General features: G+C 63.6%; 9 protein-coding genes and 1 tRNA gene. 6 read left to right on the forward strand and 4 right to left on the reverse strand.

Going from position 1 to position 12,898, the window contains the following annotated elements; all coding sequences use genetic code 11:
- The first annotated feature begins 510 nt into the window (after nt 1–510).
- The 4 genes from VFP86_13825 (at nt 511) to VFP86_13840 (ending at nt 4,798) form a co-directional block, all read left to right on the forward strand.
- Nucleotides 511–2,991, forward strand: a complete 2,481-nt coding sequence (locus VFP86_13825; GenBank protein ID HET9000716.1) for a hypothetical protein — start codon at nt 511–513, stop codon at nt 2,989–2,991.
- 204 nt (nt 2,992–3,195) lie between these two features.
- Nucleotides 3,196–3,271, forward strand: a tRNA-Arg gene (locus VFP86_13830).
- Nucleotides 3,272–3,455: 184 nt separating this feature from the next.
- A complete protein-coding gene (locus VFP86_13835; GenBank protein HET9000717.1) occupies nt 3,456–4,472 on the forward strand; it encodes an NAD-dependent epimerase/dehydratase family protein in 1,017 nt (338 codons plus the stop codon).
- Nucleotides 4,473–4,543: 71 nt separating this feature from the next.
- Nucleotides 4,544–4,798: a hypothetical protein gene (locus VFP86_13840; GenBank protein HET9000718.1), complete on the forward strand. Its 255-nt coding sequence runs from the start codon at nt 4,544–4,546 to the stop codon at nt 4,796–4,798.
- A gap of 94 nt (nt 4,799–4,892) precedes the next feature.
- Here the strand turns inward: VFP86_13840 and VFP86_13845 are convergent, their stop codons facing one another.
- Nucleotides 4,893–6,341, reverse strand: coding sequence for a glycosyltransferase family 2 protein (locus VFP86_13845; GenBank protein HET9000719.1), 1,449 nt, complete (start codon nt 6,339–6,341; stop codon nt 4,893–4,895).
- 265 nt (nt 6,342–6,606) lie between these two features.
- Here VFP86_13845 and VFP86_13850 point away from each other — a divergent pair, with 265 nt between their 5' ends.
- On the forward strand, nt 6,607–7,008 hold the full coding sequence (locus VFP86_13850; protein ID HET9000720.1) for a DUF2231 domain-containing protein: 402 nt from the start codon (nt 6,607–6,609) through the stop codon (nt 7,006–7,008).
- A gap of 2 nt (nt 7,009–7,010) precedes the next feature.
- The gene (locus VFP86_13855; GenBank protein ID HET9000721.1) at nt 7,011–9,908 is read left to right on the forward strand and encodes an FAD-linked oxidase C-terminal domain-containing protein; all 2,898 of its coding nucleotides are present in this window, start codon (nt 7,011–7,013) and stop codon (nt 9,906–9,908) included.
- 576 nt (nt 9,909–10,484) lie between these two features.
- Here VFP86_13855 and VFP86_13860 read toward each other — a convergent pair.
- The 3 genes from VFP86_13860 to VFP86_13870 form a co-directional block, all read right to left on the reverse strand.
- Nucleotides 10,485–11,438 carry an ABC transporter substrate-binding protein gene (locus VFP86_13860; protein ID HET9000722.1) on the reverse strand — a complete coding sequence of 318 codons (954 nt, stop codon included), beginning with the start codon at nt 11,436–11,438 and terminating at the stop codon, nt 10,485–10,487.
- A 95-nt stretch (nt 11,439–11,533) separates the two neighbouring features.
- Nucleotides 11,534–12,451, reverse strand: a complete 918-nt coding sequence (locus tag VFP86_13865; protein HET9000723.1) for a DDE-type integrase/transposase/recombinase — start codon at nt 12,449–12,451, stop codon at nt 11,534–11,536.
- Nucleotides 12,448–12,732 (reverse strand): transposase, encoded by a 285-nt coding sequence (locus VFP86_13870; GenBank protein ID HET9000724.1) that lies wholly within the window; start codon nt 12,730–12,732, stop codon nt 12,448–12,450. The genes VFP86_13865 and VFP86_13870 overlap by 4 nt, the downstream gene beginning before the upstream one ends.
- Nucleotides 12,733–12,898: the final 166 nt, after the last annotated feature.

The raw sequence follows: 12,898 nt of genomic DNA on the forward strand, positions 1-12,898 counted from the left end.
TTCTCGCTAGAGGGCGTGCTGGTGCCGGTCACCGCAAAGTGGAACGAGGATCTCCTGCGCGAAGCCGGGTTCACGAGGGTGGAGAATTTCTGGCGGTGGATGAACTTCGGCGCATGGTTGGGGGTCAAGCCGTCGTGAACGCTCAGAGGAGATTTCATCGGAAGCGATATGCGTTGAAAGGCGTGCCGGCGCCCAAGGCAATCCGGTAGAGCGAGGAACCACTAACGTAAGCCGGGGTTCGCACGGATCGACGGCTTCCGGCGATAGGTGAACTTGGCGGCACACCCTTCCCGTCCGACGAGCACGCTGGTACGGTCAGCTCGAGGCAAGGTTGCTTCCCCTCCCCTTGGCAGGCTCGGGTGGGGTACCTTGCCTTCAAACTTATCCGTCTTGCCCCAATTCCCCAGGTAAGCGGGGTACGGCCGCCCTGCGACCGCCAGGGCTGCTCGGCTTTTCCCACCGGGTCTGGGATGCGTTCGGCTAGGGCGGGGGACCGGAGGAGATGATGCTTTGACAGACGTTCGAACGGTGTTGAGCAGACGAACGTACGCCGGCGTATTCATGGTCACGCTCGCCACGTTGATGCACGAGATCTTACTGACGCGCATCTTCAGCGTGACCATGTGGTACCATTACGCATTCATGGCGATCTCGGTGGCGTTGTTTGGGATGACCGTCGGAGCGATCCTGGTGTATTTGTTCCCCCGCTACTTCGCCCCGGAGCGCACGCACTATCATCTGGCGCTCAGCGCGTGGCTCTTCAGCCTGTCCATCGTCGTCAGCTTCTTGACGTTTGCCAGCATTCCGTTCGTCGTTGCCAGATCGCTCGTGATCGTCTATTCCATTATGTTGACCTATGCGGCGATATCGGTCCCGTTTGTGTTCAGCGGGATCTGTGTCTGTTTGGCGCTGACGCGATTTCCCCGGCATGTGGGCAGGCTCTACGCCACGGACCTCGCCGGAGCCGCATGCGGCTGTCTGGCCGTGATTTTCACCCTGTGGTTTACCGATGGGCCGGGTGCGGTGCTCGTCGCCGCGCTCTTGGCTGCGGCTGGCGCGGCCCTGTTCAGCGCCGGCGCGTTGAAGCGGGCGGCGCTGATCTCGAGCGTGGTGCTCGCGCTTGCCGTAGCCGGCCAGGCGGTTTCCGCCGCGCACCAGGCTCCCTGGCTGAGGGTGGTCTGGGTAAAGGGCGCGTTCGAGCCGCTGCCGCTCTATCAGAAATGGAATTCCTTTTCGCGCATCGCGATCAGCGGAGAGCCCACGACGCCCGTCAAGCCCTCGGCGGCGGGACTCAGCAGGACCATTCCCGCGCAGACGACGACCCGAGAACTCTCGCTCAACATCGACTCCAGCACCGGGACGCTCATGACCGCGCTCGACGGCGGGCTGCGGACCGTCGCGTACCTTAAAGACGACGTGATCAACCTGCCCCACTACATTCGTCACAATGCTCGAGTGCTGGTCATCGGCTCCGGGGGAGGAAGGGATATCCTCTCCGCGTTGGTCTTCGGACAACGATCGGTCGTGGGGGTCGAGATCAATCAGGATACTATTGATGCCGTCAACCGGCGGTTCGGCGACTTCACGGGTCACCTCGACCGGGATCCTCGGGTCACGTTTGTCGCCGACGAGGCACGCAGTTACATCGCCCGCCAGCGGACTCAATTCGATATCATCCAGGCGTCCTTCGCCAGCACATGGGCGGCCACCGCCGCCGGGGCGTACGTGCTCACGGAGAACTCCCTGTACACCGTGGAGGCATGGAAGCTCTTTCTCGATCGGCTGAGCGACCATGGGATCTTGACGTTTACCCGCTGGTATTTTCGGAGTAGCCCGACCGAAATCTACAGGATGACATCCCTCGCCACCGCTTCCCTGGAACGGGAGGGCGTGAAGGATCCGCGGGGCCACATCATCATCGTCAGGAACATCCCGACCGGCGAGGACGCCGACACGCCCGACGGCGTTGGCACGATCCTTGTCAGCAAGCAGCCGTTTTCCGACCAGGACATCGACACGATCGAGCAGGTTGCGCGCGCGCAGAAATTTGACCTTGTCTTGACGCAGCGGTACGCGCTCGATGCGACGTTCGCGGCCCTCGCCTCGGGCAAAGACGTGGGAACGGTGGCGGCAAACTTCCCGTTTAACATCACCGCGCCGACCGACGATAGCCCCTTTTTCTTCAACACGATCCGGCTCCGGGATGTTTTCAAAATCACGCCGGGACGTCACCACGATGCCACGAATGAGAAAGCCGTCCTCACCTTGGCCATTCTGCTGATCGTGGTGATCGCGCTGACGGTGACGTGCATCATCGTGCCACTCATCCTGACGACCAAAAAGGCGGCGCTCAAGGGAGCCGGCCCGCTGTTTGTGTTCTTTGCCAGCATCGGCCTCGGGTTCATGTTCGTGGAGATATCGCAGATGCAGCGGCTGATCATCTTCCTGGGGAATCCGACGTACGGCCTATCGGTCGTGCTGTTCGCGCTCCTCTTGTCCAGCGGTCTCGGTAGCCAGTTGACCCAGAACATCGGCTCCCGGGGTCTTGTTCCCGCGGCGGGGTTGCGCCTTGTGCTGCTGCTCTGCGCGCTCGCGCTCTTCGGGAAGCTCACGCCCTATATCATCAGCGAGTTTCAGTCGGCAACGACGATGCTGCGCATCCTGCTGGCAACATCAATCCTGTTCCCCCTCGGGGTGTTCATGGGAATGGCGTTCCCGTTGGGGATGTGCGCGGCCTCAACCCGGCATGCTCCATTGACCCCATGGCTGTGGGGCATCAACGGGGCCACCTCCGTGTGCGCCTCAGTGCTTGCGACCGCGGTCTCGCTGAATACAAGCATCTCCGCGTCTTTCTGGACTGGATTCGCGTCCTATGCCGTCGCGGGTGCCGCGTTTGTGCTGGCCGCCCGGGCGCCGAGCGCGCCTGCGACTCTGCCGGAGGTAGGTCCGATCGCAACGGGGGAGATCACGGGGGCGCATACGGCACACTGATCGGCCGGAGCCTCTAAAGCGCAATCCCAGGATCCCTTTAGACGCGGAGGGTGTTGCGGGACCGGCCCTCTACGCGTGCGGCCGGTTCGAACGCCTCCCAGGCCTTGGAGAAAGAGAGGGTCTGTGGTACAGTCTCCATCGGACCCCCCAAAGGGTGTACCGGCTGCCTTCATCCTCTGGGAGCCTAATATATAAGGATTTTGCGCGCCCGTAGCTCAGCGGACAGAGCAGCTGCCTTCTAAGCAGCGGGTCGCAGGTTCGAGTCCTGCCGGGCGCGCCAGGATCTTCTGCCAGAATCGCATTGGTACCGTCCGCCATCCACGGTGCAGATGATCTTGTTCCTTCATCCGACGACTTCGTTCGGATGGGGGGGCAATTTTCCTCACTCAACGGGTAGTCGTCCGTGTGTTCAAGGGGTAGGGTAGGGTCATGTCGCAGCATACCTCCCAAAGACGAGGCCAACCATGCGTGCGTTGATCACCGGTGGAGCCGGTTTTGTCGGATCGCATCTCGCAGCTGCCCTCCTCGAGCGCGGCGATGAGGTCTGGGTCTTGGACAATCTGGCCACGGGGTCTGTCGGTAACGTCTCCGACCACATGCTGAACCCGCGTCTTGAGTTCATCAAGGACTCGATTTTGAACAAGCAACTGGCAAGGGTCCTCGTGGCCTCGTGCGACGTCGTGTATCATCTGGCCGCGGTGCTGGATTCCGAGACCCTCGTCAAGGATCCACTCCACGCGGCTTTCGTGAACATTCAAGGCACCGAGAACATCCTCGCCGCAGCCGCGGAGCACGGACGCAAGGTGGTGCTCGCGTCCTCGTGCGCGGTCTATGGGAAGAGCACGAAGACCCCGTTGCGCGAGCATCACGACCGGGTACTGGGTCCGACGAACACGCCGCGCTGGGCGTATGCTTCGGCGAAAGCCATGAACGAGCATTTCGCAGTCGCTTACGGCACCACGGGGTTGCCGGTTGCCGTCATCCGCCTGTTCAATTGTTACGGGCCACGGCTTCATTGCCACGGATATGGTACGGTCGTTGCCCGATTCATCCAGCAGGCCCTCGACGGCGAACCGTTGACCGTGCACGGCGACGGCCGGCAGGCGCGGTGTTTCACGTACGTGGAGGATGCGGTTGCGGGGCTCCTCCTCGCCGGGCACAGTGTGGAAGCCAATGGCAGGATCCTCAACATTGGGGATACCACCGAGATCAGCATCCTCAACCTGGCGAGGCTGATTCGGTCCTTGAGCCGGTCTACGTCCGAGATCAAGCTCTTGCCGTACCAGGATTCCTATGGGCAGAGTTATGAAGACATCTGGCGCCGCGTTCCTGACATCTCACGGGCGCGGCTCGTGCTCGGCTTTCAGCCCCGCATGTCGTTGGAAGGGGGGCTTCTGCGGACGATCGACTGGTTCCGGGGGCGACGCGCCACCAGCGGCGCCACGTCCGCCGGTCGAGGATCCGGATCGGCGCTCGTGTAGGAACGCCGAGGTCTCGAAGGACGCTCATTCGGGCATACACCTTCGGCGGCTACCGCCGTGGAGGAGTGTGGATGAGCGACGCGGTCATCGAGCGCAACGGGTGCCGGATCGAACCACAGTCGCAGTGGGTCCCATCGGGGCGCGGGTTGCGGAAGGGGTGGAGGCCGAAGGCGACGGTGTCCGAGGCCGGCAACCCAGGGCTCGAGTATGTGATCGCGCCCCGGGACGTTGAGACGTTTCCCACGAAGGAGGAAGCGGACGCCTTCATGCTGCATTGGGCCCACCGGTGGCTTGAGCACCGGCAGCCGACCGGGGTGACGCGGTAGAGTGTGCGAAAGGCACGTGGGTGGCAGCGGCGTACGCGGCCAGCCTCATCGAAATGAGGCCGGCCGCACGACTTAACGGTCGGCTTGTTGTGCCTTACCCGTCGCCGTCGACTGCGCCCTGCCCGACAAGAATGCGCTCCCGAGGCAGCGACTCGGACGGCAACCCCACGTGGAACGTCTTATCCCACACGGGCGTTCGTACCACGAGGGTCTGCCACAAGGCTGCGAGACCGATCGGGATCCAAAGGAAACTGTAGCCCCACAGCCGGGCGACCCGCCACACCAGGTCGAGTGGGGACCGAGTAACCTCCCCCCATAACCCAAGCACGAGCATCGGAAAGTAGGCGACGGCGCTGGTCGCGATGTAAATGGGCGCGAGCGCGAGGGGTCGCTCGGGGTTGACAACGTGACGGAGATTCACGACCAGGTACGACACCAGAATCCAGAACGGGGTGAGGAGGCTGACGAGGTACATCGCGTAGTCCAGCCTCCGGCGAAGCGCCACGCGGGCCCGGAGCAGGGGCCACAGGTACGCAAAGCACACCCGAAGGTTCCCGGCCGCCCAGCGCCGGCGCTGGCGGAGGAACGCGGTGAAGTTCGTCACCCCCTCCTGCCAGACAACAGCCTCCGGACAGAACGTGACACGAAACCCCCCCAGGACGAGCCGGACCGTGAGATCGAGGTCTTCGGTGGACGCCCCGATGTGCCATCCCCCCACTTGACGGAGCGCCGAGGCCCACACCGCCTGACCCTGCCCCCCCAGGCCCACGGCGCCATCGAGGGCATCGCGGCCGAGTTGCATGACCTTGTGGAACGCCGCAAACTCATCATCCTGGCATGCGGCGAGCTGATGGGCATTCCGGTTGTAGATACGGACGCGCGCCTGCACCCCGGCGACCGAGGGGTCTAACGCCGCGACCAATGTCTTCAGAAAATCGGGTGCGATCAGGATGTCGGCGTCGAAGACGACGATGACGTCGCCCCGACAGTGGGGCAACGCGGCATTCAACGCCGCCGCCTTGCCGCCTCCCTCGATCGGGGAGCGGGTCAACACACGTAAGTGGTCGTGGCGGGTAGCGAGAGAGGCCAAGATGGCGCCCGTTTCATCGGCGGACGCATCGTCGATCGCGAGGATCTCGAATCGAGGGTGGCCGTCGGGTCCCCGGTAATCTTGCGCGGCGACCTCGGCGACCGTGGTCGCGATCACACGTTCCTCATTCCTGGCTGGGATGAGCACGGAGACAAACGGGAGCGGACCGAGCGCCGCGGGCCGGCGGCGGCGGATCCGGGTCGACCACATCGCCGCAGCCGTCACCTTCAGAATGTATAGGCCGAGAAGGAACAATCCGGCCTGGAGCGGACGGAGGTCTCCCGCCAGCAGTGGCCCGATGAGAACGGCGGTGATCACGACGATCAGGAACCCGGCGAGCCAGCCGTTGAGCGCGGTCTGACTCGCGGTCGCCTCCCCAGGCAGTGACGAAGCGCGCGTGTTCAGCCGGCCAGAACCGAGCGGTTCCGGACGGCTGGAGAATGAGGCGCTCATCTGCTGGGGAGATCCCTGGGTCGTATCGCGTTCGGCAAGGTCGAGTAGGCGAAGAGAGGATGCATGCCTGCACTCTTCGAGATGGTCTCACTGCAGTCCTCGTAGGGCGGATGAGTGGGCCGGGTGCGTCGTAGAGGTTCAATCCCGGTGCGGGGAGAACCATCGGGACGACCGGGCGCGATGCGCACAGGGCGACCCCGGTCCTCTGTCGACAGCGTGCGTCGCCCTGCCGTTGCTGATACCAGTAGGCCGGGAGGTCAGATGCATGCTGGTGCATCCATTGGTCGTCCATTTCCCTATCGCTTTCTGGCTGGCCAGCACGCTATTTGATGTCCTGGGGTGGCGGCGTCGCGAGGCAACGCTGTTCCGCGACATGGCGTTTTGGATGGTCGGACTCGGGCTCCTCGGCGCGGCGGCGAGCATTCTGTTCGGATGGACGGACCTCCTCGACCAGATGCGGCAGGGCGTCGGCACGGGGTTGCTGCTTCGCCACCGTGTGCACAGCTGGCTAGCATACATCTCGACCGCCATCTTCCTTGGGATCTTTATTTGGCGATGGCGGACGTCGAACCGGCTGAACCCGGGGCTTGTGCTCCTCTCGCTCCTCGGCGCCGGCCTGATCATGATCACCGGGTACCTCGGCGGGGACATGCGGTCCGTGATGTGAGCATGGATCTTGCCCACGAACTTCGGCGCGTTGTGCGCGGAGAGGTCCGCTTCGACCCGGTGTCGCGGGCCCTGTACAGCACCGACGCCAGCATCTACGAGATCGAGCCGATCGGCGTTGTTATCCCTCGTGACGCCGACGACGTTCAGGCGACGCTCGATGTCACCCGGCGCGCCCAGGTGCCCGTGCTCCCACGAGGGGGCGGAACGAGCCTGGCGGGGCAGACGGTCGGGCACGCCGTCGTGCTCGATTTCTCGAAGTACATGAACCGGGTGCTGGAGATCAACGCCGACGCCGGCTGGGCCCGGGTCCAGCCCGGCGTCGTGCGCAGCGAACTCACGGCGGCGCTCGCCTCGAGCAAGTTGATCTTTGGGCCGGAGACCTCTACGGCAAACCGCGCGACGATCGGGGGGATGATCGGCAATAACTCGTCCGGGTCGCGTTCGATCGTGTACGGGAAGACCGTGGACAGCGTCGTTTCCATCCAGGCCCTGCTCGCCGGAGGGGAACCGGTCACGTTCGGCCCGCTCCTCCCTGACGAAGTGGCCGCGCGGGCGCGTCTCGAGGGCCCCGAGGGCGTGCTCTATCGCCGAATCCCCGAGATTATCGAGCGGAACCGCGATGAGGTGGCGCGCCGCTTCCCCAAGGTTCAACGGCGCGTCGGCGGTTACAACCTCGACGAGTTTCCGCCGGGCGGCTCCATGAATCTCGCGAAGGTGATCGTCGGGTCGGAGGGGACGCTCGCCACAGTCACCGAGACCACCGTGCGCATCGTGCCCGGGCATCCGGCCTCCGTCGTGGCGGTGCTGCACTTCGACGACCTCATCCAGGCGCTGGAGATCACCCCCGAGGTCCTCGAGACCCAGCCGACCGCGGTCGAGGTGATCGACAAGATCGTCTTGGACATGGCCCGCGAGATGCGGGGCTATGCGCAGAAGATGACGTTCATCGAGGGCGATCCTGAGGTGCTGATCGCCGTCGAGTACGGCGGGGAGAGTCAGAAGGCGCTCATCCCACGCCTCGACGCGCTCGAAGCGCGGATGCGGCGGCGCGGGTTCCGGGGTGCCTTCGTGCGGGCGATCGACCCTGCCGCGCAAGCGAACCTCTGGCAGATCCGTGAGGCGGGGGTCGGCCTGCTGCTGGGGATGAAGACCGCCCGCAAGCCCGTCGCCTTCGTTGAGGACACGGCGGTCGCGCCCGAGCACGTCGCCGAATACGTCCGCCGGTTTCGCGAGATCGTCGAGCGGCACGGGACCCGGGCCTCGTTCTACGGGCACGCAAGCGTCGGCCTGCTCCATGCCCGGCCGATCCTGAATCTGAAGGATGCGCGCGACCTCGACACGATGCGCCAGATGGCCGACGAGATCAGCGATCTGGTTCAGGAGTTCGGCGGAGCGATGAGCGGGGAGCACGGAGACGGACTATCACGCAGCCACTTCAACGAAAAGCTCTTTGGTCCGCAACTGTACCAGGCGTTCCGGGAGGTAAAGGCCGCATTCGATCCGGAGTGGCGGATGAACCCCGGCAAGATCGTAGATGCGTCCCCCATGGTGGAGTCCCTCCGATTCAGTCCGGCGTACCATGCGGCGTCGATTCCCACGGTGCAGGACTTTGCAAGGGACGGTGGGTTCACCAACGCGGTGGAGTTGTGCAGCGGGGTGGGGGCCTGCCGGAAGGTTCGGATTGGGACCATGTGCCCGTCCTATATGGTCACGATGGAAGAAGAGCACAGCACCCGGGGGCGCGCAAACGCGCTGCGGGCGGCGCTCTCCGGTCAACTGCCCTTGGAGGCGTTGACCGGTCGCGAGTTGTACGAGGTGATGGACCTCTGCATCGGGTGCAAAGCGTGCAAAGCGGAGTGTCCCAGCAACGTGGACATGGCCAAGCTCAAACACGAGTTTCTGACCCATTACTACGGGGCTCACGGGGTACCCCTCCGAGCCCGGATGTTCGGCCAGGCCGCGATGTTAGGGAGGCTCGGGTCCGCGACCGCGCCCGTGTCGAACTGGATGCTCGGGAGCGCGCCCGTCCGGTGGGCGCTTCACCGGCTGGCCGGCATCGACTCCCGGCGGCGGCTTCCCGCTTTCACGCGTCAGCGGTTCTCCCGGTGGTTCAACTCCCGCTCTCGCCGCGGAGGCGCCCCGCGTGGTGCCGCGAGGTCCCTGCCGGGGGGCGGCCGCGTGGCGCTCCTCGTCGACACGTTCACCGAATTCTACTACCCGTCCATCGGGCAGGCGGCCGTGCGGCTGCTGGAAGCGGCAGGATGCCGCGTCGAGTTGGCGTCCTCGGAGTGCTGCGGGCGGCCGATGATCAGCAACGGGCTGCTGCGGGAGGCTCAAGCGTTGGCCCAACGGAACACCCGCCGCTTTGAACCGGTGGCGGATGCGGGCGTCCCCATCGTCGGCCTCGAACCATCGTGCACCGTGACGCTCAAGGACGAATATCCCGACCTCGTCCCGGGCCGCGCGGCGGAGACCGTGGCCCGCGCAACGTGGATGATTGAGGAATTTCTCGTCCACCTCTCCGCGCATGGCATCCGGCTGCCGTTCGCCCGCCGGGATCGCACGGTGCTCTTGCACGGACACTGCCATCAAAAGGCGATGGTTGGCACGCAGCCCTCGCTGTCCGCGCTCGGGTGGCTGCCGGGCGCAACCGTGCGGGAGGTAGATTCCGGGTGCTGCGGGATGGCGGGCTCTTTTGGCTATGAGGCGGAACACTACGAGGTTTCGCTGGCGATGGGCGAGCGAGCGTTGTTCAAAGCCGTCCGCGACCTGCCGCCGGACGCCCTCGTGATAGCCGCCGGGGCGTCATGCCGGCAGCAGATCCAACACGGCACGGGGCGCCGCGCGCTGCACCTAGTCGAGGCGCTCGCCGATGCCCTGGACGCTCCGTTGGGCTGATGCTACAATGCTGACGTTCGCGGTGGCCGTAGCTCAAGGGCAGAGCACCAGACTGTGGCTCTGGCTGTCAACTGATCTTCCTTCTCCTTCTCACCTCCTCTGCAACGCTTGATTGGCTTGGCCTGGCGAATGCCTGTGGATCGCCTCCACAGGTGAGCATCAAACTAACACCTCGCCTTCGTCGATAGCCCAGAGACCCCGTTCCCCTCGCGGCGGGGCTCTGCCGGTCTGGTCCGAGGCAGCCGGAGCATTGTAGCGGACCGGGGGCGCATCCCCCTCCGGGCCGGCGAGCCGCATGGGGCCCCTCCGCACTCTGAATGCGCGTAACCTTTCGCATAGAGGTCTTCGTCCTCAGGTCACGCCGCGTCCGCTCGCTTCGGTGGTCTCCCTCGCTGGGCTCTGATGGCTTACGTCCGGTCCCGCGGGTCTGTCTACATGAAGCGGAATCTGGAGATGCTCGAACGCAGTGGGGAGATCCGCAAGGTTCAGGTCACGCGAGGCCGGGGCATTCGGTACTTCCCGGGCCACTGGACTGATGAGCAGATTCGGGAGTGCGGGGACAGGTGGTTGACTCCCTCACTGGATTATCCGATCCGCCCGCTTAAGCATCTCGGGGGGGATCGTGACACCGATCTCCCGAGCCGTCTTGAGATTGATGACCAGCTCATAGCGCGTAACCACATCCACGGGCAGGTCGCCTGGCTTGGCCCCCTTGAGGATCTTGTCCATGTACGCTGGTATGCCCCCCACCGCGTCGACGACGCTCGTTCCATAGGCGATCAGACCCCCTGTGTGCACCCAGTCCCTCGGGAAAATCGTGGGTAGCCGGTTCTTGGCCGCCAGTTCGGCGATTCGTTTCTGATGGATCCCGGTTATAGGTACCTCCAGTACCATTAGAGCGTCTGCGCGCTCCCTCCTGAACGCCTCGAAGGCTCCGTCGAGATCCGGAGCGGGCCCTTCCAACCGAAGCCACTGAGGTTGCAGATCGAGCACTCTTGCCGCCACCTCGTATCCCCTCTCGAAGATTTGAGGAACACCTTGATCCCCAAGAATTGCCACACGCGCGAGCCCCGGGATCACCTGCGTTAGGAGTTCGAGCTGCTTCCTGGATTGTTGTGGGTCAAAGCTGGTGATTCCCGTGATGTTTCCGCCGGGTCGCGCTGTGTTTGAGACCATACCAGCTGCAACTGGATCGGCCACGATCCCAAAGACGATGGGGATGCTCGTGATAACCTTCTGAAGGGCCAGGACAGTGACCGCGCCCTGCACACAGATGACATCCGTCTCGAGACCGACCAGTTCAGCGGCAAAGGCGGGGAATCTATCGTATTGTCCTTCGGCAAATCGGGGCTCGATAATGATGTTCTGGCCCTCAACATACCCAAGGTCGCCGAGCCCCCGTCGAAATGCCTGGAAACTGGAACCAGGCTCGGGAGAAGCGCCTGGCGTCGGGGCAGAGACGGGCGACAGAAACCCAACCCGCGGGATCTTGGCAGGCTGCTGCGCCTGGGTGAGCGTCTCGAGATCCATAGAACCCCTCCACATTTTCGGCGTGAGGAAAGTCAACGGCGAAGGTACCAACTGAGCGTATCTCTCTTTTTGGGGGCATCTGTTCAAATTCTATTCTACTCATACGCGGCCTTCCCGGGGCACTGGAGGTCAAGGAGGTCAACATAGTTCAGTGGAGCCACGTAGCCGATCGCTGAGTGCCTCCGGTCGCGGTTGTAATAGTCGATCCTTCGCGCAATCATGCCTGTGAGTTCATCGAGCGTCTGGCAATCCAGCGTCAACGATCGGTTCTCCGTTTTGAACCGGCTGAAGAAGGCTTCCATCTCGGGGTTCCCCCTGGCGCCTCGAAGCGAGTAGGAAACTCGCACTCCATCCCTGAGGAGTCTGGACGTCCACTGGTACCCTATAAACACCGGATCCTGATCGTGATGCACGATCAGCCCCTGCCAACTCGCCGCGCACGTGGCCAGCGTTTGTTTCGCCCGCTCCCAGGCCTGCAAGGCCACCTCCGTGGTCTTTCGATTGCCGACCGCCCAGCCGACGACGACCTTGGTCACGTGGTCGACCAAGATGATCATGTAGCCTTTCTGCTGGCCGCCGGCGTAACTCAGCTCGGTAAAGTCCGCATAACTCACGGCAAATGGCTCGATGTCCGCCTTGTCGCTGATCAGATTCGCATGCCGCCCCGCGCTCGCGATGGCCTGCTGGATCCCGCTCGGCCGAGGATGCCGGGTTCTGCGTAGTAGTGGCAAGCCCCACAAGCGCTGCAGCCGCTGGACCACCTTGTGGTTGATGTCGCGTCCCCAGGTCGCCCGAAGCTCGACGGTCACGCGGCGATAGCCGTACTCGGGATGGATTCTAGCGATGGCCTCCAGGGGGCAGCGCAGATGCCGGTACTTCTCCGCATAGGTCCGCCGCCGGCGTTGGTAATAATACCAGGTCGCTCGGGGCAACCCCACAGCCTCCAAGATCGGACGCAGCCCGTACGCCGGTACCGCCGTCCGGGCCAGCGTGACCTTCTGCGTGATACTCATGGTGTGCGGCGCAAGAAGTTTTTTAAAAGGGCGATCTCCACTTCTTTCTTGCCGAGCAGCTGCTCCAGCTCGGCAATCCGGCGCTCATAGTCCTCCTTGGCACGGTCTCCAGCAAAGATCTCCGCGCCCCGCTCCAGGAAGGTCTTCTTCCACAACCCCACGGAAATGGGGTGAACGCCATACGCTTTCGCGATCTGGCCGAGCGTTTTATCTTCGGCGAGGGCTTCCAGTACGACTTGAAACTTTACCTGGGGTGAGACCTGGCGCTTGGCTTTCCCCACGGTAGCGGCCTCCTTCTGTCAGGAGCCCTACCATGACCGTACCACACTCCTCAGCTACGAAGTTGATCCTCTATTCGTGTCCAACTTTTTGGGGTCATAGCCGAAACAAAGTTGGTAGAATTAGAGGCCAGTATGAACCTCTTTATTGACACGAACATCCTGTTAT

The sequence above is a fragment of the bacterium genome (assembly GCA_035703895.1).
In the GTDB taxonomy this organism is placed as follows: domain Bacteria; phylum Sysuimicrobiota; class Sysuimicrobiia; order Sysuimicrobiales; family Segetimicrobiaceae; genus Segetimicrobium.